The 22,689-nt window shown below is 65.4% G+C and carries 19 protein-coding genes and 1 pseudogene; 8 read left to right on the top strand and 12 right to left on the bottom strand.

Translation table 11 applies throughout. The annotated features are described in order from the left end of the window. Nucleotides 1–11: 11 nt before the first annotated feature. Nucleotides 12–1,346, bottom strand: a complete 1,335-nt coding sequence (locus Q1V43_RS09530; RefSeq protein WP_300516989.1) for a M48 family metalloprotease — start codon at nucleotides 1,344–1,346, stop codon at nucleotides 12–14. Between the two features lie 53 nt (nucleotides 1,347–1,399). On the opposite strand from Q1V43_RS09530, the gene Q1V43_RS09525 reads away from it, so the two are divergent. From Q1V43_RS09525 to Q1V43_RS09515, 3 genes are all read left to right on the top strand, one after another. Next, complete coding sequence (locus Q1V43_RS09525) at nucleotides 1,400–2,554, top strand: aminotransferase class I/II-fold pyridoxal phosphate-dependent enzyme (RefSeq protein WP_300516987.1); 1,155 nt, start codon at nucleotides 1,400–1,402, stop codon at nucleotides 2,552–2,554. Nucleotides 2,555–2,751: 197 nt separating this feature from the next. After that, on the top strand, nucleotides 2,752–5,379 hold the full coding sequence (locus Q1V43_RS09520) for a Hint domain-containing protein (protein ID WP_300516985.1): 2,628 nt from the start codon (nucleotides 2,752–2,754) through the stop codon (nucleotides 5,377–5,379). A gap of 281 nt (nucleotides 5,380–5,660) precedes the next feature. Beyond that, nucleotides 5,661–6,284 carry a hypothetical protein gene (locus tag Q1V43_RS09515; protein ID WP_300516983.1) on the top strand — a complete coding sequence of 208 codons (624 nt, stop codon included), beginning with the start codon at nucleotides 5,661–5,663 and terminating at the stop codon, nucleotides 6,282–6,284. A 229-nt stretch (nucleotides 6,285–6,513) separates the two neighbouring features. Here Q1V43_RS09515 and Q1V43_RS09510 read toward each other — a convergent pair. The 4 genes and pseudogenes from Q1V43_RS09510 to Q1V43_RS09495 form a co-directional block, all read right to left on the bottom strand. Continuing rightward, nucleotides 6,514–7,184 (bottom strand): annotated as a pseudogene (locus Q1V43_RS09510) (D-lyxose/D-mannose family sugar isomerase). Nucleotides 7,185–7,324: 140 nt separating this feature from the next. Next, nucleotides 7,325–8,077 carry a gamma-glutamyl-gamma-aminobutyrate hydrolase family protein gene (locus Q1V43_RS09505; protein ID WP_300516980.1) on the bottom strand — a complete coding sequence of 251 codons (753 nt, stop codon included), beginning with the start codon at nucleotides 8,075–8,077 and terminating at the stop codon, nucleotides 7,325–7,327. A 72-nt stretch (nucleotides 8,078–8,149) separates the two neighbouring features. Continuing rightward, a complete protein-coding gene (locus Q1V43_RS09500; protein WP_300516977.1) occupies nucleotides 8,150–8,578 on the bottom strand; it encodes a heme-binding protein in 429 nt (142 codons plus the stop codon). A gap of 23 nt (nucleotides 8,579–8,601) precedes the next feature. Beyond that, on the bottom strand, nucleotides 8,602–9,177 hold the full coding sequence (locus Q1V43_RS09495) for a cupin domain-containing protein (protein ID WP_300516975.1): 576 nt from the start codon (nucleotides 9,175–9,177) through the stop codon (nucleotides 8,602–8,604). Between the two features lie 161 nt (nucleotides 9,178–9,338). Between Q1V43_RS09495 and Q1V43_RS09490 the strand changes: the two genes are divergently transcribed. Both Q1V43_RS09490 and Q1V43_RS09485 read left to right on the top strand, forming a co-directional pair. After that, nucleotides 9,339–9,824 (top strand): fasciclin domain-containing protein, encoded by a 486-nt coding sequence (locus Q1V43_RS09490; RefSeq protein ID WP_300516973.1) that lies wholly within the window; start codon nucleotides 9,339–9,341, stop codon nucleotides 9,822–9,824. 114 nt (nucleotides 9,825–9,938) lie between these two features. Then, on the top strand, nucleotides 9,939–10,037 hold the full coding sequence (locus tag Q1V43_RS09485; RefSeq protein ID WP_300517039.1) for a hypothetical protein: 99 nt from the start codon (nucleotides 9,939–9,941) through the stop codon (nucleotides 10,035–10,037). A gap of 195 nt (nucleotides 10,038–10,232) precedes the next feature. Here the strand turns inward: Q1V43_RS09485 and Q1V43_RS09480 are convergent, their stop codons facing one another. Further along, entirely contained in the window at nucleotides 10,233–12,329 is a 2,097-nt protein-coding gene (locus tag Q1V43_RS09480; protein ID WP_300516971.1) for a malate synthase G, read from the bottom strand. A gap of 219 nt (nucleotides 12,330–12,548) precedes the next feature. Between Q1V43_RS09480 and pepN the strand changes: the two genes are divergently transcribed. Then, nucleotides 12,549–15,095 (top strand): aminopeptidase N, encoded by a 2,547-nt coding sequence (gene pepN / locus Q1V43_RS09475; protein WP_300516969.1) that lies wholly within the window; start codon nucleotides 12,549–12,551, stop codon nucleotides 15,093–15,095. 202 nt (nucleotides 15,096–15,297) lie between these two features. Here the strand turns inward: pepN and Q1V43_RS09470 are convergent, their stop codons facing one another. The 3 genes from Q1V43_RS09470 to Q1V43_RS09460 are packed head-to-tail and all read right to left on the bottom strand — an operon-like array spanning nucleotide 15,298 to nucleotide 17,306. Continuing rightward, a complete protein-coding gene (locus Q1V43_RS09470) occupies nucleotides 15,298–16,197 on the bottom strand; it encodes an EamA family transporter (protein WP_300516967.1) in 900 nt (299 codons plus the stop codon). A 16-nt stretch (nucleotides 16,198–16,213) separates the two neighbouring features. Beyond that, a complete protein-coding gene (locus tag Q1V43_RS09465; protein WP_300516965.1) occupies nucleotides 16,214–17,110 on the bottom strand; it encodes a fatty acid desaturase in 897 nt (298 codons plus the stop codon). Beyond that, nucleotides 17,103–17,306 (bottom strand): DUF2061 domain-containing protein, encoded by a 204-nt coding sequence (locus Q1V43_RS09460; RefSeq protein ID WP_300516963.1) that lies wholly within the window; start codon nucleotides 17,304–17,306, stop codon nucleotides 17,103–17,105. Before Q1V43_RS09460 ends, Q1V43_RS09465 begins: the two co-directional genes overlap by 8 nt. Before the next feature lie 101 nt (nucleotides 17,307–17,407). Between Q1V43_RS09460 and Q1V43_RS09455 the strand changes: the two genes are divergently transcribed. Next, nucleotides 17,408–18,259 (top strand): helix-turn-helix transcriptional regulator, encoded by an 852-nt coding sequence (locus Q1V43_RS09455; RefSeq protein ID WP_300516961.1) that lies wholly within the window; start codon nucleotides 17,408–17,410, stop codon nucleotides 18,257–18,259. Between the two features lie 102 nt (nucleotides 18,260–18,361). Here Q1V43_RS09455 and Q1V43_RS09450 read toward each other — a convergent pair whose 3' ends face one another. The 3 genes from Q1V43_RS09450 to Q1V43_RS09440 all read right to left on the bottom strand — a co-directional run bounded on the left by Q1V43_RS09450 (nucleotide 18,362) and on the right by Q1V43_RS09440 (nucleotide 21,597). Beyond that, nucleotides 18,362–19,135, bottom strand: coding sequence for an SDR family oxidoreductase (locus Q1V43_RS09450; protein WP_300516958.1), 774 nt, complete (start codon nucleotides 19,133–19,135; stop codon nucleotides 18,362–18,364). Continuing rightward, nucleotides 19,132–20,577 (bottom strand): carnitine 3-dehydrogenase, encoded by a 1,446-nt coding sequence (locus Q1V43_RS09445; protein WP_300516955.1) that lies wholly within the window; start codon nucleotides 20,575–20,577, stop codon nucleotides 19,132–19,134. Before Q1V43_RS09445 ends, Q1V43_RS09450 begins: the two co-directional genes overlap by 4 nt. Nucleotides 20,578–20,682: 105 nt before the next feature. Continuing rightward, nucleotides 20,683–21,597, bottom strand: a complete 915-nt coding sequence (locus Q1V43_RS09440) for a 3-keto-5-aminohexanoate cleavage protein (protein WP_300516952.1) — start codon at nucleotides 21,595–21,597, stop codon at nucleotides 20,683–20,685. Nucleotides 21,598–21,673: 76 nt separating this feature from the next. Here Q1V43_RS09440 and Q1V43_RS09435 point away from each other — a divergent pair, with 76 nt between their 5' ends. Beyond that, on the top strand, nucleotides 21,674–22,654 hold the full coding sequence (locus Q1V43_RS09435) for a GlxA family transcriptional regulator (RefSeq protein ID WP_300516950.1): 981 nt from the start codon (nucleotides 21,674–21,676) through the stop codon (nucleotides 22,652–22,654). Nucleotides 22,655–22,689: the final 35 nt, after the last annotated feature.

The raw sequence follows: 22,689 nt of genomic DNA, 5'->3' as shown, positions 1-22,689 counted from the left end.
GTATCTCTCCGTTATCTGGAGACCGCGCGTGCGGCGGTCAGAATATCCTGGGCGCGGTTCCAGCCGTTCGATCCGCGGGGCAAAAGACCCTGTGCCCGTTTCGCATGGGGCACCGCGTCTTTCAAGCGACCGATCAGCGCGTAGCGTTCCGCGCTCATCAGCGCGGCCATGCCGTTGTTGCCGGCCCGCGCATGGGCCAGGCCCAGGTCGCGCAGCATCAGCGGCGAATAGGGGTCGCGGTCGCGCGCCCTGGTCAGCACCTTCAGCGCCTCGGCATTGCTGGCGCGGGTATTGCGGGCCAGAAGCGCCCGGCCGTAGCCCGCCAGGACCAACCCGTTCGAGGGCGCCTTCTGCGCGGCGCGGCGATAGGCTTGCACGGCGGCGCCGAACTGCCTGTTCTCAAGCAGGATCTGCCCTTGCAGCTCCGCCAGGAAGGGGTCGTCCGGATAGGCCGCGACAAGGGACTGGATCTCGGCGATGGCGCGGTCCGGCCTGGGCTGGCGGTGATAGGCCACGGCGCGGCGCAGGCGCGCGGTGACATCCCCCTGCCCGGGCGTGCGCCCGACCTCGCGGAAGGTGGTCGCCGGAGACCGGATGAAGGCCGACAGCTTGCCCCGGGCCCGGGCGAACCAATAGCCATCCTCGGGTCTCTCGCGGGTGCGGTCGGCAAAGCCGGCGGCAAAACCCGCCACGGCGCGAATCCGGTCACGGTTGAGCGGGTGGGTCAGCGCATAGGGGTCGCGGCGGCCGACGGACAGGGCCTCCTGGCCGCGAAACAGCTCCAACACCTGTGCCATGGCTTGCGTGTCGATCCCGTTGGCGGCCAAGTAGCGCAGCGCGGACTGGTCGGCGCTGGCTTCCTCGGCGCGGGTATGGGCGAAGAAACTGCGCATCGCGCTGCTCTGCACCCCGACGGCAATCCCGGCGGCGCCCTTTCCGCCCCCGGCCGCGGCGGCCACCCCGGCCAGGATCGTGCCCATGATGGCGGTATTGCGCGCCACCTGATAATTCGCGGCCCGGCGGGCCAGGTGGCCATTGGCGATATGGGCGACCTCATGGGCGATCACCGCCTGCACCTGCTCGGCCGACTTCAGGCGCAGGATCAGCCCCGAATGCAGGAAGATGTGCCCGTTGTCGGCCACGAAGGCATTCATCTTGTCGTCATGGATCACCAGCACCTTGATCCGCGCCGCCGACAGGCCGGCCGCATTGAGGATCGGCCTGGCCAGTTCCCTGAGCGCACGTTCGATATCGGGATCGCGCAGAATCGTCTGGGCCCGCGCAGGCAGCGCAATGGCGACCGCGATGGCTGCGGCCAGAATAGCTGCCATGATCCTGCCTGCCATTGACTTCGCCTCCTCTGGGTGCAACCCGTTGGCCGAACTCTAAAGAGGTAGCCATGCGAAACTCAAGCCGATCCCAGGTTGACCCCTTCATTGTGATGGACGTGATGGAGGCCGCCCGCGCCGCCGAAGCCGCCGGGCGACACATCATCCACATGGAGGTCGGCCAGCCCGGCACCCCGGCCCCGGCGGGCGCCCGCAGGGCGCTGGCCGTGGCGATGGAGGGGGACGCGCTGGGATATACCGTGGCCCTGGGCATGCCAGACCTGCGGGAACGCATCGCAAGTCTTTATAAAGACTGGTATAATATCAACCTGGACCCATCCCGCGTGGTGGTGACTCCGGGCAGTTCCGGCGCCTTCATCCTGGGTTTCACCGCGCTGTTCGACGCGGGCGACAAGGTGGGGCTGGGCGAACCCGGCTATCCCTCCTATCGCCAGATCCTGCGCGCGCTGGACCTGCAGCCCGTGGGCATTCCCACGTCGGCCGAAAATCGCCTGCAACCGGTGCCAGCAGACCTTCCGCAAGGGCTGGCCGGGCTGATCACCGCCTCGCCCGCCAACCCGTCGGGCACGATGCTGGACCATGCCCACCTGGAGGCGCTGATCGGCGCGGCCCATGGCATGGGCGCCAGTTTCATTTCCGACGAGATCTACCACGGGCTGCAATACGAGGGCCGCGCAGTCTCGGCGCTGGAGATCTCGGACGAGGTCTATGTGATCAACAGTTTCTCGAAATATTTCAGCATGACCGGCTGGCGGGTCGGCTGGATGGTCGTGCCCGAGAACCACGTGCGGGTTGTCGAGCGGCTGGCCCAGAACATGTTCATCTGCTCGCCCCATGCCAGCCAGGTGGCGGCGCTGGCCGCGATGGACTGCCATGACGAGCTGGGCGCGAACCTGGAGGTCTATGCGAAGAACCGCCAGTTGATGATCGAGGGGCTGCCCAGGGCCGGGTTCGACAGGTTCGCGCCCCCGGACGGCGCCTTCTACATTTACGCGGATGTTTCCGAGCACACCAATGACAGCCGCGCCTTCGCGGCCGAAATCCTCGAACACGCCGGTGTCGCGGTCACGCCGGGACTGGATTTCGATCCCCTGCGAGGGCATCAGACCCTGCGGTTCTCCTATGCGCGGGCAACCGGGGACATTGTCGAGGGGCTGGACCGGCTGGCCGTTTTCATGGCGGGCGCAAATCCTGAAATCCTCTGAAAATAGGGGCTTGCGTCACGAACCTCATGCCGGGTGCGCGCCCTTAAGACCCAAAAAACCACGAAAATTCGCGCTAATTGCCAACTTTCCGACCCATTTGCCCGCGACAACCGGGGGCGACAGTACCGGGTCGGAGGTTTCGCCATGTTTGATCGCTTCCAGAACGCCGCCATCGCGCGCGTGAAGGGGGGATAACCATGCCCATCCTGGACAGCGACGGCGACGGCATTCTCGACAGCGAAGAGGGCCTGGCCACAAATACCCCGACAACCATCACCATTACCGTTGACGGCGACCAGTATGTCGGCATCGACAATACCCGCTGGGAGCTGCGCGACCCGGACGGCAACCTGATCGCAACCGGGGACGTGAACAGCTCGGGCGTGGAAAGCTGGGACGTGGCCGTGCCCGCCGAGGGCGATTTCACTTTCACCATGCTGGACGACTATGGCGACGGGCTGGCCGGCGGCAATACCGCCAGCTATTCGATCGCCATCGACGGCACCGAAGTGGTGAACAGCGGCACCAACCCGAATTTCGGCACCACCGCAACCGAGGTCTTTACCGTCGAGACCACCACCACGACCCGCGACACCGACGGGGACGGCATTGCCGACCACCTGGACCTGGACAGCGACAACGACGGCATTACCGACAATGTCGAGGCGCAGACCTCGGGCGGCTATATCGCGCCCTCCGGCGTGGATGCGAATGGCGACGGGATCGACGACGCCTATGGCGCGGGGCTGACCCCGGTCGATACCGACGGTGACGGGATCGCCGATTACATCGACACCGACAGCGACAATGACGGCGTGCTGGACGTGGTCGAGGCAGGCCACGGCGTCGATCAGGCCACCATCGACGGCTCCGGCGACAGCGATGGCGACGGGATCATGGACGCGGTGGACGACGTGGTCGGCCCGGACGTGAACGACAATGACGTAACCGGCGGCACGCTGAACCTGTCCGACATCGACGGTGACGCGGGCGGCGCCACGCCCCTGACCGCCGATTACGACTGGCGCGACGCAACCGGCAACGACTACGTGGTCGAAGGCACCGCCTCGGACGACATTATCGACACCAGCTATGGCGGCGACCCGGATGGCGACCGGGTCGACAATGGCGATGCGGCGGACGGCTCGCATGACGACGTGATCACCGCGGGCGGCGGCAATGACACCGTGACCGCCGGCGCGGGCGACGACACCGTGCTGGGCGGCGACGGCGACGACACGATCTACGGCGACCACGCGGGCAATGGCCCGGCCACGGCGAGTTCGGAAAGCCTGAACTGGGACGCGGCCGGCGCGGACGAAGAGGACATCTCGGGCGGGATCACCCAGGTCACGGGAAATGTCGGCGTCAATGTCAGCTTTGCCGATGACGGCAATTCCTCCGAGATTTCGGTGGAAAGCTCCAGCTCGATCTATGTCGCGCCGGGCGATCCGTTCAACGCGACCTCGTCGCTGAACCTGAGAGGCTCCGGGCTGGGGCCGACCTCGACCACCACGCTGGATTTCTTTTCGAACAACCCGGGCACCTCCGACGAGGTCGGGAATGTCGTGTTCACCGTCAACGACATCGACACGTCCGGCTGGCAGGACGTTGTTACCGTCCGCGCCTATGATGCCGATGGCAACGCGGTGCCGGTATCGATCACCGTCAATGGCACCGACACGCTGTCGGGCAATACGATCACCGCAGGCGCCGGTTCGGAAAGCGCCACGGATCTGGAGGGCAACGCCCATATCTCGATCCCCGGCCCGGTAGCGACGATCGAGATCGAATACTCCAACGCCGGCTCCTCGGGCCAGGCGCTCTGGGTGTCGGATGTGCATTACGACACCATCGTCCTGCCCCATGACCCGGGCAATGACACGCTGGATGGCGGCGCGGGCGACGACACGATCTATGGCGAGGATGGCGACGACATCCTGATCGGCGGCGCGGGACAGGACATTCTGGACGGCGGCGCGGGCGCGGACACGATCCATATCGGCGCCGGTGACACCGTCTCGGGCGGCACCGGGTCGGACATGCTGCTGCTGGACCCGACCGACGGGCTGGACGGCTCCGGCGGCACGATCGGCATCGACGGTGGCGAGGATGGCGACGGTTCGGATGTCGACGTGCTGAACCTGTCCGGGCTGGTCGAGGACTGGTCCGACGTGAGCTTCGACGGCGGCAACCCGGAAAACGGAACCGCCACCCTGTCCGACGGCACCATCATCACCTTCACCAACATCGAGAGTGTGATCATCTGCTTTACCGGCGGAACCGGCATTCTGACCCCGCATGGAGAACGTCCCATCGAGGCCCTGCGCCCCGGCGACCTCGTGCTGACCCGCGACCACGGCCCCCGGCCGATCCGCTGGATCGACAGGAGCCTGGCCGCCGGCAGGGGCGACCTGGCCCCGGTGCGCATCGGCAAGGGGCTTCTGGGCACGACGCGCGACCTGCTGGTCAGCCCGCAGCACCGCATGGTCTACCAGGGCTCCGACGCGGTTCTGATGTTCGACAGTTCCGAGGTCATGGTCCCCGCCAAACACCTGGTGAACGGCACCACCGTGACCCGGGAGGCCTGCGAAACCGTGACCTACTACCATCTGCTGTTCGACACCCACGAGGTCATCTTCGCCAATGGCGCGGCGACCGAAAGCTTCCACCCCGGCCACCTCGGGCTGGGCGCGGTGGCCGAGGCCGCGCGTCACGAGCTTTTCACCCTCTTCCCCGAACTGCGCGCCGACCCGCGCATCTATGGCGACACCGCACGCCCGGTGCTGCGGTCCTACGAGGCGCGTCTGCTGAAGGTGGCCTGACCGGCGCGGATTGTCGCAAGACGTCGGGTTTCGGTGAAATATGTGGTACGGTCGACCGTGGGAGGCCAGGCCGTGAATGCCGGGAATACGCCCAAAGCGGAACCCGCGAAATTCCGCTGTGATATTGAATAACACCTGATGACATAGTTAGCTGAACACAAGTTGAGACCAAACGACCGAGCCACGAGGCAGAAGTCTGCTACGCGGCACACGGAAATTGCCGGCAGTCAGAAAACGCTATGCCGAAACTGCCGAGACCCGCAGGAAGAAGGAGCAAGACCATGAAAATTCTGGCAATTGCAACAGTATCTGCACTGCTTGCGTCTCAGACATTTGCCGGTTCCTACGAAACCAGATGCGAGACAACGTCGGTTCCCTACCAGGAAACCGTCAAAGGCGGGGAACCCGAAAAGGTTATCGGTGGAGCGCTAATTGGCGGCGTGATCGGGAAAGTCGTCACAGATGACAATGCAGGTGCCGCCGCCGGCGCGATCATTGGCGGGGCTATCGGCGCCGGAAACAGCGAAACAACCGTTACCAGATACAAAGACGTTGAAACTTGCAGGACTGTTTTCATTCCCGAACGTGTCACGGATGCGGAAACGCTTGAACAGGTCGTGGTGAATCTGAACGATGGCCGATCCGTCAGCAAGGAAATGATCATGGACGTTCAGTACACCATTGGTGTCGCCTATGACGGAATATGGGGGCCGATATCGCGACGCGCCGCCAACGAATACCTGGCCAACCTCGAGCCCGACGCGCTGCCCGAGGCACCGTTGTATTCACTGGTCGTCAACAATGTGGTCGTCGTCAGCTCACCTGACGCAAATTCGATCGAGGAGATCAGGAAAGGCCTGCTTGAAGCGGGTGTCGACTCGCAGATCTTCGTTGACTTGCAGTAAGGCGCCGGGACTTGTCATCCTCGATGCACCTTTGTCGGCGACGGATCATTCCGCCGTCCGACGCATTGGTCAGCTGCCGAATTCCGGGCACAAGAGATAACCCAGCAACTTGAAAAAGCCGGTGAGTTTCCATCTTGCCGACTTGTTTCGAGCAACCGCCTCGTCCCGCCTGACCGCCACCGGGGCGGGATGGTTGGGGCTTTGCCTCAATGTCGCGCGAAAAACCTGACTAACCCAACCAGCTCCGGCAGTCGGATACCAGCAGGTGGGTGGGCGCCTCGCCCTCCTCGATCTCGGAAAACCGCCCGATGGGATCTCGGAAGGTATTGTCGGGGTCGTCGTCATTGACGGTCGACACCTCGCCGGTCAACACCTCGCCCCCGTCACCCCAGAAAGCGTGCCAGTCGCCGGGCATCAGGGTCACGCTTTCACCTGGGGCAAGGCGCAGGCCCCCACCGGGAGCAAAGCAGCGCCGCAGGCCATCACAGTAGACCGGGCCGCCCGCCGTTTCGTCGAATTTGCCGTCCACGTCCGAGCCGTAGAACTGGATCTCCAGGGTCGCTCCGCCGCGGTTGATGATGTCCTCGGCCTTGATGACATGGGTGTGCATCGGGCTGATCTGATCCCGACGCGAGATCAGCAGTTTCTCGGCATGGCACATGCCGCCATCGCGTTGCAGATCGGCGACCCGCCCGTTGCGCAGGGTGAAGAGGGACAGGCCCGGCGCGTCGAAATTCCCAGGCCGTAGACGGTAATGTCCCAGCCCAGGCGACGGTCGACCACCACGCGGGCCTTGAACTAATCGGGCACCCAATAGGCGAAAGGCGGCAAGGTAAAGCCGTAGTGGCGGATCATCTCATCCGCCTCTGCCATGATCTGGTTGTTGCGCGAGCGTTTCATAGAGGCCTCCTGCCAGGGCGTGCGTTGGCTCTATCGGGGCATAACGACTCCGCAAACCCGTTTCGGCAAGGGGGTTGATGGCCTGACCGGCAAGCAGCGGTGCGAAGGGGTCTCTGCGCTGGGGTTCTATCAGGGACTCGCTACTTCCCCGCCGCCCAGTCGCGCACGGCATTGCCGAAGGCCTCGAACAGGGGGCGCGAGACCGGGTCGGTCGCCGCCTGCCATTCCGGGTGCCACTGCACCGACAGGGTAAAGCCGGGCGCGTCCCTGATATGGACCGCCTCGGGGGTGCCATCGTCAGCCGTGCCCTCGACCACGACCCGGGCCCCCGGAGACTTGATCCCCTGCCCATGCAGCGTATTGGTCATCACCTCCGTGGCGCCCAGCACATCGTGAAAACGGCCTCCGTCGGTGAAATGCACCCGGTGGCGAATTGCGAATTTCTCTTCCAGCGTGCCGTCGGGCGGCATGCGGTGGTTCATGCGCCCGGGCAGTTCGCGGATCTCGGGGTAAAGCGTGCCCCCCATCGCCACGTTCACCTCCTGGAACCCGCGGCAGATGCCGAAGAACGGCTGGCCGCGTTCGACACAGGCGCGCACCAGCGGCAGGGTGATTGCATCGCGGCAGCGGTCGAATTCCCCATGCGCCATGGTCGGGGGTTCGCCGTATTCCTCGGGGTGCACATTCGGCCGCCCGCCGGTCAGCAGGAAGCCGTCACAGACCTCAAGCAGTTCCCCGACCGAGACATAGCGCGGGTCCGAGGGCACGATCATCGGCATGCAGCCCGACACCTCGGACACAGCGGCCGAGTTCATCGTGCCCCCCGCATGGGTCGGGTACTGGTCATTGAGCAGGTAGGAATTGCCGATGATGCCGACGATCGGACGGGACATGGAAACCTCTTTCACGCATTCCCCCGCATATAAGGCCATTCCCGCCCGGGGTTCAAACCCTGTGCCGTGAGGTCAGCCCTCGGCGACCAGGTTTACCGCCTCGATCCCGGCCACGCCGGCGTCGAGGTCATTGTCCGAGGTGTCGCCGGTCACACCCACCGCACCCAGGGTGCGGCCCTTGGCGTCCTTGACCAGAATTCCGCCGGGGACCGGCACAACCTGGCCGCCGTAGACTCCGTTCACAGCAGCCATGAAATAGGCCTGGCTCTCGGCGCGCGCCATCTGTGCCTTGCCCGCCATGCCCAGCATTACCGCGCCATAGGCCTTGCCGTTGGCAATGGCAAACCGGCCCGGCGCGGCGCCCTCGCCACGTTCGAAGGCGATCGGGTGGCCGCCCGCGTCCAGCACCACCACCGAGAGCGGTTTCAACCCCATCTCGGCCCCTTTCTCCATGGTCTTGCGAATGATTGTGCGCGCCCGGCGCAGGGAAATCGTGCTCATCTGTCTCTCCTGTGAGGTCACGTTCAGATTTCGGGACGCAGAGTGACCAGCGCCTGGCCCTCTCCGCAATACGAGTGCGGAAAACCCGCGTCGAAGGTCAGGGTGTCACCAGCCTCCAGCCGGTGCGTGCGCCTGTGGATGGTCAACTCCAGCCAGCCGCGTGTCACATGGATCATCTCCACCCCGTCGTGCTCATGCGCCTCGCTCTCCGGGGCGCCTTTCGGAAATTCGGCCAGGAAGGCCTCGGTCCGGCGTCCCCGCACCGTGTAGTCGAGGCTGGCGAAGCGATAGGTCACGTCGCCTTCGCGCACATTGGGCAGGGTCATGCGTTCCTGCGCGCGCACCAGTTCCACCAGCGGCGCGGTCTCGCCGGGCTGGAAGAAGTGATCCAGCCCGACCCCGAACACCATCGCCACCCGCATGAGCGTCGGCAGGGTCGGCACCACCTGCCCGCGTTCCAGCTTGGACAACATGCCCGCCGACAGGCCGGCGTGGGCACCCAATTGCGCCAGCCCCATGGATTTCGACGCCCTGAGCGCGCGAATCTTCGCACCGATTCGGTAGGCCTCCAACCCTTCGATCAATGTCTCCGACAGCATGGCACCCTCATTGGCTTTCCCGTGGTTCAACATTATTGCGCTCGTTTTTCACCAAAAGCAAGAAATGTGCCTTACACGAAACCGTTACTGGCAAGAAATTATTTTTCACGACAAGAAATTCCTGCCCCGAAGGGCACAAATCGAAACCGGAAAGGACCTCTATGATGAAACGCACACTGACTGCCCTGAGCCTCGCACTGGCGCTGGCCACCCCCGCCGCGGCATCCGAAGCCGATATCGTCGACACCGCCGTCGCCGCGGGCAATTTCACCACCCTGGCCACCGCCCTGGGCGCCGCCGGGCTGGTCGACACGCTGAAGGGCGACGGGCCCTTCACCGTCTACGCCCCAACGGACGCGGCCTTTGCCGCCCTTCCCGCGGGGACGGTAGAGACCCTGCTGAAGCCCGAAAACAAGGACCAGCTGATCGCGATCCTCACCTACCACGTGAGCCCCGGCAAGCTGGTGGCCAAGCAGGTCGCACACAAGGACATGGTCGGCACCGTCAATGGCGAGATGGTCGATGTCACCCTGAATGGCGACGGCACCGTCAACCTGGACGACGCTTTCATCATCACCGCCAATATCGAAACCTCGAACGGCATCATCCACGTGATCGACCGGGTGATGATCCCGGACAGCAAGTGATCGGAGGCCCGCGATGCTGAACGCCATTTCCCTTGTCCTGCTCGCCGTGGGAGGCCTGAACTGGGCCTCGTCGGTGCCTTCAACTTCGACCTCGTGGCAGCGATCTTCGGTGACATGTCGCTCCTCGCGCGCCTTGTCTACGTGGTGGTCGGCCTCTCGGCGCTGCACCAACTCGCAAGCCTCTTCAGCGGCGAAAGAGCTGCGGCGCATTGATCCAGCCCCGCGCTGCCCCCGGCGCATGAATACGCGCCCGGAAATACGCCCGGGGGTGGCGTGGTACCGGGGCCTGCGCGCCGGCCACTTCCCCACCCGGAGGCGATGGACCAGGCCGGAAAGGGGCGGGGAAACCTGCCCCCTTTCATCTTTCTTCAAACATCCTCCGGGGTCCGGGGGTGGAAAACCCCCGGTTCAGCCCGCCGCCTTCAGTTCCTGACGGCGCATGTGCAGGACCGGCTCGGTATAGCCCGAGGGCTGCACACGTCCCAGGAACACCAGGTCACAGGCCGCCTGGAACGCCACCCCGTCATAGTTCGGCGCCATCGGGCGATAGGCCGGATCACCGGCGTTCTGCGCGTCTACCTTGACCGCCATCTTGTGCAGTGCGGCCATGACCCGGTCGCGGTCCACCACCCCGTGGTGCATCCAGTTCGACAGGGCCTGCGCCGAGATGCGCAGCGTGGCGCGGTCCTCCATCAGCCCGACGTCGTGGATGTCGGGCACCTTGGAGCAGCCGACGCCCTGATCGACCCAGCGCACCACATAGCCGAGGATGCCCTGGGCGTTGTTCTCGATCTCTTGCGCGATTTCCTCGTCGGACCAGTTCACCCCATGGGCCACGGGGATGGTCAGCAGCCCCTCCAGCGTGCCCCGCGCGCCGCCGGCGGCAATCTCGTCCTGACGCGCCAGCACATCGACCACGTGATAATGGGTCGCATGCAGCGTGGCCGCGGTGGGCGACGGCACCCAGGCGCAGGTCGCGCCGGATTGCGGGTGGCCGATCTTCTGGTCGAGCATCTCGGCCATCCGGTCCGGTGCGGCCCACATGCCCTTGCCGATCTGCGCGCGGCCCTTCAGCCCGCAGGCCAGGCCGATATCCACGTTGCGATCCTCGTAGGCGGCGATCCAGGCCGCATTCTTCATCTCGCCCTTGCGGATCATCGGGCCGGCCTCCATCGAGCTGTGGATCTCGTCCCCGGTGCGGTCCAGGAAACCGGTGTTGATGAAGGCCACGCGCGATTTCGCGGCGCGGATGCATTCCTTGAGGTTGACCGACGTGCGCCGTTCCTCGTCCATGATGCCCAGTTTCACGGAGTTGGCCGGCAGGCCCAGCGCGGCCTCGACGCGGGTGAATATCTCATCCGCGAAAGCCACTTCCTCCGGCCCGTGCATCTTGGGTTTCACCACATAGACCGAACCGGTGACGGAATTGCCGCCCGCGCGCGCAAGGTCATGCATGGCGCAGAGCGTGGTGATCATGGCGTCCATCAGCCCCTCGCCCACCTCGCGGCCTTCGCCGTCCAGGATCGCCGGGCTGCTCATCAGGTGGCCCACGTTGCGCACCAGCATCAGGGCGCGGCCCTTGAGCGTGAACGCCCCATCCGGCCCCTCGAACGTCAGGTCGTCATTGAGCCTGCGGGTAAAGCTCCTGCCGCCCTTCGTCACCTCTTCGGTCAGGGTGCCATCCATCAGGCCAAGCCAGTTGGAATAGGCCAGCACCTTGTCCTCGGCATCCACTGCGGCCACCGAATCCTCGCAATCCATGATCGCCGACAGGGCCGATTCCAGGATCACGTCGCTGATCCCGGCCGGGTCGGTTGCTCCCACGGGCGTGGACGGGTCGACCACCACACGGATGTGCAAACCGTTCCTCTCAAACAGGAATTCCCCCTCGCGCCAGCCCCTGTACCGGGCCGGATCGGCCAGGGCGGCCCGGGATACATCGGTCAGCTCCGCCCAGGATCCCTTTGCCAGCGGCACGGCGGCATCCAGCATCTCTTTCGCCCGCGCCACGACCCGCGCGCCGCGCACCGGGTCATAGCCGCCCGGCTTCGGCAGATCGCCCAGTGCATCGGTGCCGTAGAGCGCATCGTAAAGGCTGCCCCAGCGCGCATTCGCCGCATTCAGCGCATAGCGCGCATTCATGATCGGCACGACCAGTTGCGGGCCGGGGATCGCGGCGATCTCGGGATCGACATTGGCGGTGTCCACGGTGAAATCGGCGCCTTCCGGCACCAGGTATCCGATCTCCTCCAGGAAGGCGCGGTATTCTGCGGCGTCGAACGCCTGTCCGCGCCGGTCGATGTGCCAGCTGTCAATTGTCTGCTGGATTTCCTCGCGGCGTTCCAGCAGGGCGCGGTTCTTCGGCCCCAGATCGGAGACAATCGCGGCAAAGCCCGCCCAGAAGGCCCCGGCGTCCACCCCGGTGCCCGGCAGCGCGCGCCCCTCGATGAAATCCGCCAGCTCCGTGGCTACCTGCAACCCGCTGCGCTCAACCCGATCGACCATCGCGACCTCCCTGATGTCAGTCCGGTTTCTTTTGTAGAGGCTAAGTTTCCTATCGGCAACATACGGTGGTCAGAAAAACTTACCGGTTTCGGGCAAGAGGAATTGAACCGAGGCGCAAGCGGCATCGCCCGCCATCCCGTCGACCCACCTGCGCCGCCCCGTCTTGCAGCCCCCGGGTGGGAGCGATAACGTCCACCGGAATCCCATCAGGAGCGCCCCATGACCGAGCAGACCCGCATCTTTCTTGCCGATTACACCCCGCCGAACTGGCTGGTGGAACAGGTGCATCTGACTTTCGCGCTCTCGCCCGCCGCGACACGGGTCAAATCGCGCATCCGTTTCGCACCCAACACGGCCACTTCGGACCGCGACTTCTTCCTGCACGGCGAAGGCCCGGCCCTGATTTCCGCGGCCATCGACGGGGCGCCGGTCACGCCTGAAATGGTCAGGGGCGGGCTGACCTGCGCCGTGCCGGACAGGGCGTTCACCTGGGAGGCGGAGGTCGAAATCTCTCCCGCAACGAACACGGCGCTTGAAGGGCTCTATACCTCGAACGGCATGTATTGCACCCAATGCGAGGCCGAAGGCTTTCGCAAGATCACCTTCTACCCCGACCGCCCGGACGTGATGGCCCCCTTTACCGTGCGCATCGAGGGCGACGAGAAGGTGATGCTGTCCAACGGCAACCCGACCGGCGCGGGCGAGGGCTGGGCGGAATGGACCGATCCCTGGCCCAAGCCGGCCTATCTGTTCGCCCTTGTCGCCGGCGACCTGGTGGCGCGCGAAGACAGGTTCACCACCATGTCGGGCAAGACCGTCGACCTGAAGCTCTGGACCCGCCCCGGCCCGGACGAGGGCAAGACCGAATTCGGCATGGAGGCCCTGAAAGCGTCCATGACGTGGGACGAGGAGGTCTACAAGCGCGAATACGACCTGGACATCTTCCAGATTGTCGCGGTGTCAGATTTCAACATGGGCGCGATGGAGAACAAGGGGCTGAACATCTTCAATACCTCCGCCGTTCTGGCCTCGCCCGAGACCTCGACCGACGCCAATTTCGAACGGATCGAGGCGATCATCGCCCATGAATATTTCCACAACTGGACCGGCAACCGCATCACCTGCCGCGACTGGTTCCAACTGTCGCTGAAGGAAGGGCTGACCGTGTTCCGCGACCAGCAGTTCTCGGGCGACATGCGCTCGAAGGCGGTGTGCCGGATCAACGACGTGCTGTCGCTGCGTGGGCGCCAGTTCCGCGAGGACAATGGCCCGCTGGCCCACCCGGTCCAGCCCGACAGTTTCGTCGAGATCAACAACTTCTACACCGCAACGATCTACGAAAAGGGCGCCGAGGTCATCCGCATGCTGCACACGCTGGTCGGGCAGGAAGACTATGACAGGGCGCTGGAGCTGTATTTCGACCGCCACGATGGCGAGGCGGCAACGATCCAGGATTGGGTGCGCGTGTTCGAGGATGCCACCGGCCGCGATCTGACCCAGTTCAAACGCTGGTATTCCCAGGCCGGTACGCCGCGCCTGAGCGTGACGGACGAGTTCAGGGACGGCAGCTATACGCTTCATTTCAAACAGGAAACGCCGCCCACCCCCGGACAGGAGGTGAAAGACCCGCGCGTCATTCCGATCGCCATGGGCCTTTTGAACCCGAACGGCGACGAGGTGCTGCCGACCACGGTTCTGGAAATGACCGAAGCTGAACAGAGCTTTACCTTCGATGGGCTGGCCGCCAAGCCTGTGCCCTCGCTGCTGCGCGGCTTTTCCGCACCGGTGATCCTGAAACGCGACAGCTCCGCCTCCGAACGCGCCTTCCTGCTGGCGCATGACACAGACCCGTTCAACAAATGGGAGGCCGGCCGCGCGCTGGCCAAGGACGTGCTGGTCGGCATGGTGACACATGGCAGCACACCGGACGCGGCTTATCTGCAGGCGCTGACGACCATGCTGCGCGACGATCAGCTGGACCCGGCATTCCGCGCCCTGGCCCTGCGTCAGCCCGGCCAGGACGACATCGCCCAGACCCTGTTCGACGCCGGGATCACGCCCGACCCGCTGGCGATCTGGCGCGCCTCCGAAACGCTGGCGCAGGAGGTGGCCGAGCATCTGCAGGACGTGGCACCGCGCCTGTCGGCCGAGATGGACGTCACCGCCCCCTTCGCCCCGACCGCCGCGCAGGCGGGCAAACGCGCGCTTGGGCTGGGCCTTCTGTCGCTGACCACGCGGCTGGACGGTGGCCATGCGGCCCAGGCGCTTTACGACCGCGCCGACAACATGACCCTGAAACTGGGTGCCCTCGGCTGTCTGCTGGACGCCGAGGTGGGCGAAGAGGCGCTGGCGAGGTTCCATGCGGAATTCGATGGCGACGCGCTGGTGATCGACAAGTGGTTCGCCATGCAAGTGGCCCACGCGAGCCCGCAGAACGCCGTGGACGTGGCGGAAAAACTGAGCGCACACAAGGACTTCAACTGGAAGAACCCGAACCGCTTCCGCGCCCTCTTCGGTGCCCTGACGATGAACCCCGCGGGGTTCCACACGGTGTCGGGCAAGGGCTACGAGCTCTTTGCCGACTGGCTGATCAGGCTCGACCCGGTCAACCCGCAGATCGCCGCGCGCATGACCACCGGGTTCGAGACCTGGCGCCGCTACGACGCCGACCGCCGCGCGATGATCCGAGGGGCGCTGGAGCGCATTCTGGGCACCAAGGGGATCTCTTCCGATACGGCAGAGATGGTCGCGCGGATGCTGGGGTGAGCTGAGGCGCAAAGCCGATCGAGCTTTTGCGAAGATGCGTGCCTCGCCGGGCCGCAGGTCCGGCAGCGCCCGACCCTTCCCACGGGAGGGCGCTTTGCAACGTCGCAATCCTCACACACATTGGGCTTGGGGCAGGTCGCTTGTAACACGCTTACGTTGCGAGGCGCCCACCCAGGGTCGGGCGCTGCCGGACCGGCTCACCTCACAACCATAGCACCAGCACCAGGATCGAGAGGACCAGCAGCGCCGTCCCCGCCCATTCGCGGCGCGTCACCACCTCCTTGAAGACAAAGATGGTGGCGAGGAAGCTGAACACCAGCTCCACCTGCCCCAGCGCCTTCACCATGGCCGCATTCTGCAGCGCAAAGGCGGTGAACCAGCAGAAACTGCCGACCATTGAACTGAGCCCGACCAATGCCCCGACCCGCCAGGCGGCAAAGACCCGCGTGACCTCGCCCGGTTCGCGCGCCCGCATCCAGGCCGCCATGACAAGGGACTGAAATGCCGTGACAAAAGCCAGCGTCAGCCCGGCACGCGCCACCACATCCTCGATCCCAAGGGTCAGGGTCGCCCCGCGATAGCCCGTCGCCGAGACGCCGAACAACAGCCCGGACCCCAGCCCCAGAGCCGCCGCCCGGTTGAGGAACCGCCGCCAGCCGCGCCCCCCTTCGGGCGGGTCGGACAGCACCAGAAGCCCCACGAAGCCGATTGCAATCGCCACCACGCCCGCGCGGCTGACGCCCTCGCCCAGCACCACAAGGCCAATGAGCGCGGTCAGGATCACCTCGGTCTTCTTGAATGTAATGCCGACGGCGAAGTTGCGCATCGAAAACAGCGCCACGACACACATCGTCGCCAGGATCTGCGCGATGCCGCCGACCGAGGCAAACAGGAAGAACCGCGCGGACAATGCCGGCATCCCCTGCCCCGTCGCGCCCATGTAGACCACCATGCCCAGCGCCACCAGCGGAGCAGAGAAGGCAAAACGCGCAAAGGTCGCGCCCGCCGTGGACAGCCGCGTCTCTTTCAGCCGCTTTTGCAGCATGAAACGCAAGTTCTGCGAGAACGCGGCAGCAATTGTAATGGGGATCCAGGCCTGCATGGCCCCTCATCGCATTTCAGGCGCGATCAGACCAGAGCGGATGCGGCACCGGATCCTTGGCGTGCAGGAAGTAGCGGCGGAAAACCTCGACGTAGGAGCGATAGACATAGCCGCCGTTCCTTTCCAGATAGCCCTCGCGATCCGCAAAGTACAGGCGCGGCATCAGCCACCACTGCGCCCCGGGATGGCTGTGATGCACGATGTGGAAGTTGTTGTTCAGAAAAAGAAATGACAGGGGGCCGCGGCTTTCGATCACCACGGTGCGACAGGGCGTGTCCTCATGGGCGCGGTGTTCCAGGTAGGTGCGGATCTTCAACAGTCCCAGCGCCAGCCAGGCCTGCAACAGGTAGGCCCACCAGGGCATCTGCCCGACGGAGGTCGCCCACCAGACCACCAGCGCCACCGCCGGGATATGCAACAGCCACCCGGCCAAGACCCGGCGGTCCCCTCCGAACACGGCGCGCAGGTCGCTGCGCATGAACAGGATCTGTCCGATAATGGGCCCCAGAACCATGCGCCCGGCCAGGGTATTGTTCACCCGCATCAGCAGCCGCACGGGCGGCGACAGCCCGGCCCAGACCGCCGGGTCCATGAAATTCGTTTCGGGATCGTCATAGGGGTCGGTCAGACGTTCGTCATCGTGATGCGCCAGATGCGTGTCGCGGAACCGCAGGTAGGGGATGAACAGGCTCAGCGCCGGATAGACCAGCGCCCCGTTGATCCAGGGGGTGCGCGTCGGATGGCCATGCAGCATCTCATGGGTCAGCGAGCTCTGCAGCGCCGCCGCGATCCCGGCCAAGGGGATCGCCAACCAGAGCGGCCCGATCCACACCGTCGCCACGGCCCAGAGCGCATAGGTGCCGGCCAGCACGGCCAGGGTCGGCCATTCGGTGCGGATCGAGCGCTCAGCCATGACGCCCCCACCCGATCCGCGCCCAGATCCGTTCGTAGAGGATGTAGAGGGTAAAGCCGATGGCCGTGTTGATCGCGGCCATTGCCCCGCCCACCACCGCCGATCCGGTCATGGCCAGCCCGACAGCGGACATGGTCAAAAGACCGAGAACATTCCACAAAACTGCTTTCACCCACGATCTTCGCGTCGTTTCCATATTGCCTCCGTTACCTTCGCCCCTGTGCTATCAGGGCGGGGCGCGTTGGGGCATTCTGTCAGTAGTTAACATTTTCCCTCGATTGTGATTTAAATCACCACATGAGCAAAAAAACCGACAAACGTGACCGCGCCCTGCTGTTTCGCAGCCGTCTGGCCCAGGCGATCGATGAAAAACACACCAACCAGAGCGCTCTGGCACGGGCCGCCGGGGTGGACCGGTCGACCGTGTCGCAGCTGTTGAAGGACGAAGGTGCCCGGCTGCCAAATGCGCAACTGGTGGCGGAATGCGCGGGCTTCCTGGGCGTGTCCGCCGATTGGCTGCTGGGCCTCAGCGACCGGCCGGAACCAGCGGCCGACCTGCTGGCGGCGTCGTTGAGCCTGACCCGCGCCCCACGGGCCCTGGTGGACGAGCAGATTTATGACTGGCACCTCGAGGCCGCGGGCTACAAGATCCGCCACGTGCCCGCCGCCCTGCCAGACATGCTCAAGACCCGTGCGATGCTGGAATGGGAATATGCCCCGCACCTGGGGCGCACCACGGACCAGGCCATTGGCGCTTCCGAGGACCGGCTCTCGTTCATGCGCGGTTCGAACTCGGATTACGAGATTGCCCTGCCCCTGCACGAGATGGCAAGTTTCGCAACGGCGTCAGGCTATTACGCGGGATTGCCCGAGGCCATCCGCGCCGAACAGATCGCCCACCTGCGCGCCCTGCATGACCAGCTCTATCCCTCCCTGCGGGTCTATCTGTTCGACGCGCGGCGGCTGTTCTCCTCGCCAATCACCGTGTTCGGGCCACTTCTGGCGGTGCTTTATCTGGGCGCCAATTACGTGGCCTTTCGCGACAGCGACCGGGTCCAGGCCTTTACCCGCCATTTCGACCAGCTTGTGCGCGAAGCCCAGGTGCCCGCCCGCGCCCTGCCCGGCTTCCTCGACAGCCTGACGCTCTGATCTTTATCTTGCCCCAAATATCCCGGGGAGCTTGAGGGGCAGCGCCCCTCAACCCAAACAATCAGGCGTCGCGCAGCGACACCGCCGGATCACGCAGCCGGATCACACCTTCGGATCCGGGTTCACCGTATGCCCGTCCACCGCGATCACCTGCCCCGACACCAGCCGCGCCGCATCGGAGCCCAGGAACACCGCCATGTCGGCAATATCCGCCGCCTCGACGAAAGAGCCCATCGAGGTGCCCGAAGCATAGCCGCGATAGACCTCGTCGCGGGCCATGCCCTTGGCGGCGGCTTCACGCGCCAGCACGCCTTCCATGCGCGGGCCTTCCACCGCGCCCGGACAGATCGCATTGGCGCGAATGCCATGAGGACCCAGCTCCATCGCCAGGGTTTTCATCAGCCCGATCACCGCCCATTTCGCCGCCGCATAGGGGGCCCGGTTCGGGTAGCCGTATTGACCGGCTGTCGACGAGGTCACGACGATCGAGCCCGCGCCCCGGTCCTTCATCATCGGCGCGGCGAACTTCGCCGCCAGGAAGGCCCCTTCGAGGTTCACCGACACGCAGGCCCGCCAGTCCTCCAGCGCGACATCTTCGATCAGGGCGGTCGGCCCGGCCACGCCCGCATTGGCGCAGAGCACATCAAGACCGCCCCATTTCACCTTGAGTTCCTTGAATAAATCCGCCATGGCGGCCTCGTCCGTCACATCCACCCGGCGGCCGATCCAGCCCTTGGGCAGATCGGCCAGCGCCTCGCGGTCGATATCCGTGACCCAGACCCGCGCGCCCGCGGCGACAAAAGCCTCGCCCATGGCGCGCCCGATACCGGAGGCGCCGGCGGTGATCAGCACACGGGCGTTGTCAAGCCCCCTCATGGCTTCACCGCAATGGCACGGCCGACGCCCTCGGGGCGCGGCAGTTTGGCATGGGCCTCGGCGATCTCGACCAGACGGGCCTCAATATGGTCCGCAGGCGGCGCCGGGCGGCGGGTGTCCAGGCTGACATGCAACAGGAAATGTTCGCCGGTCGCCAGCAGGCGCGCGCCCTCGAACATCTGGTGGAACAGGTGCATCTTCTTGCCCTCCCCCAGAAGGCAGGTGGTCTCGACCCGGATACGCTGACCCAGATGCGCCTCGTCGATATGGCGGATGTGGGTTTCAGCGGTGAAATAGCTGCCGCCGGTGGCAATGTAATCGGCGTCACAGCCGATGATCTCCATGAACCGGTCGGTCGATCGCGCAAAGGCGTCCAGATAACGGCTTTCGGTCATGTGCCCGTTGTAATCGAGCCAGTCGATCGGGATCGCGGTGGACAGGGTCACGACGGGCCTCTCGATCACCACGTCGGGCTGACCCAGGCGCCGGTCCTGTTCATTGAGCAGCGCCCCCGCCCCCCAGTCGCGCGCCTTCAGCGCCCGCATCATCCCGACCAGATTGTCGTCGCGAATGCGTTCCAACTCGCGGATGGAGTGCATGCCCGATTGCGCATCGGACTGATCGGCGATCAGATCGACCAGTTCGTCGGTGAACTCGGGCACGTCCATCAGCTTGGTCCAGGGCCATTTCAGCGCCGGGCCGAACTGCGCCATGAAATGTTTCATGCCCGCTTCGCCGCCGGCGACACGGTAGGTCTCGAACAGGCCCATCTGCGCCCAGCGCAACCCGAAGCCAAACCGCATGATGTCGTCGATCTCTTCCGTGGTGGCGATCCCGTCCGAGACCAGCCACAGCGCCTCGCGCCAGACCGCCTCGAGCAGGCGGTCGGCCACATGGGCGTCGATTTCCTGTTTGATCTCAACCGGTTTCATGCCGACCTCGGTCAGGATCCCTGCGGCACGCGCGCGGATCTCGGCAGAGTTCGCCTGTGTAGGCACCACCTCCACCACAGGCAGCAGGTAGACCGGATTGAACGGGTGCGCGACCAGAACCTGGCCGGGGCGGCTCAGCCCCGCCTGCAACTCCGACGGTTTGAAGCCCGAGGTGGAGCTCCCGATGATCGCGTCCTCGCCCACGGCCTCCATCAGGCTGGCATAGACTTTCTGCTTCAGCTCCAGCCGCTCCGGTACGCTTTCCTGCACCCAGGTGGCGCCCGCAACGGCCTCGGCCAGATCGTCGTGGAAACTCAGGCGACCCTCGGCGGGCATCGAGACATCCGACAGGCCGGGCAGCGAGCGGCGGGCGTTGTCCAGCACCTCGCCGATCTTGCGTTCCGCCTCCGGGTCCGGGTCGAACACCCGCACGTCCCATCCCATCAGAAGGAACCGCGCGGCCCAGCCGCCGCCGATCACCCCACCGCCAATGATTGCTGCCGTTTTCATACACTTATCTCCACGAGGCGTGTCAGGTCAGGGCCTGCCCACGCAAGGTCTTTTCGGACGGGTTCGCGCCGGTCACGGACTTCCGGCCCGGCGCGAGACGCCATTTCAGAAATTCGGATCACGCTTGAGCAGACCCAGTTTCTCGCGCACCTCGGCCGGGCCGATCACCCGCGCGCCCATGTTGGTGACGACAGTGGCAGCCCGTTCAACCAGCTGCGCATTGGTCGCCAGCACGCCCTTTTCGAGCCACAGGTTGTCTTCCAGACCCACCCGTACGTTGCCGCCTGCCAGCACGGCCGCCGCGGCATAGGCCATCTGGTTGCGTCCCAGCGCGAAGGCCGAGAAGGTCCAGTCCGACGGCACGTTGTTCACCATCGCCATGAAGGTGTTCAGGTCATCAGGCGCGCCCCAGGGCACGCCCATGCAGAGCTGCACCAGCGCCGGGCTGTCCAGAGCCCCTTGTTCCACAAGGGTTTTCGCGTGCCACAGGTGGCCGGTGTCAAAGGCTTCGATTTCCGGCTTCACCCCCAGCTTGGTCATCATGCGGCCCATCGCCTCCAGCATGCCGGGCGTGTTGGTCATGACGTAATCGGCCTCGGCGAAATTCATCGTGCCGCAGTCCAGCGTACAGATCTCCGGCAGGCATTCGGCCACGTGCTGGACCCGCTCGGCCGCGCCGATCATGTCGGTGGCGTCCGGGTTCACCGGGAACGGGCTTTCGGGCGAGCCGAAGACGATGTCGCCCCCCATTCCGGCGGTCAGGTTCAGGACCACGTCCACGTCGCTTTCGCGCACCCGCTCTGTCAGCTCGCGGTAAAGCTCCAGCCGGCGGCTCGGTGCCCCGGTGTCGGGGTCTCGCACGTGGCAATGCACCACTGCGGCGCCTGCGCGGGCAGCGTCGATGGCGGCATTGGCGATCTGTTCCGGGCTGCGCGGCACGTGCGGGCTGCGGTCCTGGGTTCCGCCCGATCCGGTCACGGCGGCGGTGATGAAAACCTCTCGGTTCATGGTCAGGGGCATGGTGTCTCTCCTCTCGCTTGACCCCATGAAACCCGTGCTGGACTGGGGCTGCTTTGCGATTTACGCTGATCAATTGATGAAAAGCGCAAATATCTTCATGCCCGACCCCGCGCCGCTGACCATCGGCGTGCTGGTTCTTGACCAGTGCAACACCCTGTCCCTGGCGGCGGTGCTGGATCCGATGCGGGCGGCGAATCGGCGGGCCGATCGCGAGCTGTTCCGCTGGCGGCTGATGACACCGGCAGGGGATCCGGTCAGCCTGACCTCGGGCATTCCGGTGCCGGGGCCCGCGCTTGCAGAGGCGCCGGAACTGGACGCGCTATTTGTCGTGGCGGGCTTTTTCCTTGAAGAACAAAGCACTCCGCCGCTTCTGGCCGCGGTACGCCGGGTCTCCGGACGGGTGCGCACGGTGGCGGGCGTGGATGGCGGCCCCTGGGTGCTGGCCCGCGCGGGGCTGCTCGATGGGCACAAGGCCACCACCCACTGGGAGGATCTGGAGGCCTTTGCCCAGCGGTTTTCCGAGGTCGAGGTGCTGCGCGACCGCTACGTGATCGACGGGCGGGTGGTGACGACCGGCGGGGCCTCACCGGCGCTGGACATGATGCTGCACCTGTTGCGCGCCCGCCATGGCGAGGCGCTGGCGATGCGTGTGGCTTCGGCCTTCATCTATGACCCGGTACACGGGAGCGACGCCCCGCAGAGCCTCGCCTCGCCCGCCCGCCTGCGCGCCCGCGCCCCGAAGGTGGCCGAGGCGATCCGCCTCATGGAGGCGCATCTGGACGAGCCCCCCGGCACCGCCCGCATCGCCGCCATGGTCGGCCTGTCCCCCCGCACGCTGGAGACGCGGTTCCGCACGGCGCTTGGGACCACCCCCGGCGCGTTCTTCCTGAACCTTCGTCTGGCGGAAGCGCGGCGGCTGGCGCTGGACACGTCGCAACCGGTGGCGCAGATTTCTCTGGCCACCGGGTTCGGATCCCAGGCCGCCTTTGCCCGGGCCTTCAAACTGGCGCACGGGATGTCGGTCAGCGCGCTCAGGCGGCGGCAGAGGGGGCTTTAACGGTCTTAAACCGGCCCGGTTTGGGGCGTTAAACC

The organism is Aliiroseovarius sp., assembly GCF_030148435.1.
Lineage (GTDB): Bacteria > Pseudomonadota > Alphaproteobacteria > Rhodobacterales > Rhodobacteraceae > JASBTN01.
The sequence above is the reverse complement of the archived record's forward strand: the minus strand, read 5'-3'. Positions and strand labels throughout refer to the sequence as shown.

Excerpts from the sequence above, each read along its gene's own strand:
- Q1V43_RS09530 (WP_300516989.1), bottom strand. The coding sequence starts at position 1,346 with ATGGCAGGCAGGATCATGGCAGCTATTCTGGCCGCAGCCATCGCGGTC.
- Q1V43_RS09525 (WP_300516987.1), top strand. The coding sequence starts at position 1,400 with ATGCGAAACTCAAGCCGATCCCAGGTTGACCCCTTCATTGTGATGGAC.
- Q1V43_RS09520 (WP_300516985.1), top strand. The coding sequence starts at position 2,752 with ATGCCCATCCTGGACAGCGACGGCGACGGCATTCTCGACAGCGAAGAG.
- Q1V43_RS09515 (WP_300516983.1), top strand. The coding sequence starts at position 5,661 with ATGAAAATTCTGGCAATTGCAACAGTATCTGCACTGCTTGCGTCTCAG.
- Q1V43_RS09505 (WP_300516980.1), bottom strand. The coding sequence starts at position 8,077 with ATGTCCCGTCCGATCGTCGGCATCATCGGCAATTCCTACCTGCTCAAT.
- Q1V43_RS09500 (WP_300516977.1), bottom strand. The coding sequence starts at position 8,578 with ATGAGCACGATTTCCCTGCGCCGGGCGCGCACAATCATTCGCAAGACC.
- Q1V43_RS09495 (WP_300516975.1), bottom strand. The coding sequence starts at position 9,177 with ATGCTGTCGGAGACATTGATCGAAGGGTTGGAGGCCTACCGAATCGGT.
- Q1V43_RS09490 (WP_300516973.1), top strand. The coding sequence starts at position 9,339 with ATGATGAAACGCACACTGACTGCCCTGAGCCTCGCACTGGCGCTGGCC.
- Q1V43_RS09485 (WP_300517039.1), top strand. The coding sequence starts at position 9,939 with ATGTCGCTCCTCGCGCGCCTTGTCTACGTGGTGGTCGGCCTCTCGGCG.
- Q1V43_RS09480 (WP_300516971.1), bottom strand. The coding sequence starts at position 12,329 with ATGGTCGATCGGGTTGAGCGCAGCGGGTTGCAGGTAGCCACGGAGCTG.
- pepN (WP_300516969.1), top strand. The coding sequence starts at position 12,549 with ATGACCGAGCAGACCCGCATCTTTCTTGCCGATTACACCCCGCCGAAC.
- Q1V43_RS09470 (WP_300516967.1), bottom strand. The coding sequence starts at position 16,197 with ATGCAGGCCTGGATCCCCATTACAATTGCTGCCGCGTTCTCGCAGAAC.
- Q1V43_RS09465 (WP_300516965.1), bottom strand. The coding sequence starts at position 17,110 with ATGGCTGAGCGCTCGATCCGCACCGAATGGCCGACCCTGGCCGTGCTG.
- Q1V43_RS09460 (WP_300516963.1), bottom strand. The coding sequence starts at position 17,306 with ATGGAAACGACGCGAAGATCGTGGGTGAAAGCAGTTTTGTGGAATGTT.
- Q1V43_RS09455 (WP_300516961.1), top strand. The coding sequence starts at position 17,408 with ATGAGCAAAAAAACCGACAAACGTGACCGCGCCCTGCTGTTTCGCAGC.
- Q1V43_RS09450 (WP_300516958.1), bottom strand. The coding sequence starts at position 19,135 with ATGAGGGGGCTTGACAACGCCCGTGTGCTGATCACCGCCGGCGCCTCC.
- Q1V43_RS09445 (WP_300516955.1), bottom strand. The coding sequence starts at position 20,577 with ATGAAAACGGCAGCAATCATTGGCGGTGGGGTGATCGGCGGCGGCTGG.
- Q1V43_RS09440 (WP_300516952.1), bottom strand. The coding sequence starts at position 21,597 with ATGCCCCTGACCATGAACCGAGAGGTTTTCATCACCGCCGCCGTGACC.
- Q1V43_RS09435 (WP_300516950.1), top strand. The coding sequence starts at position 21,674 with ATGAAAAGCGCAAATATCTTCATGCCCGACCCCGCGCCGCTGACCATC.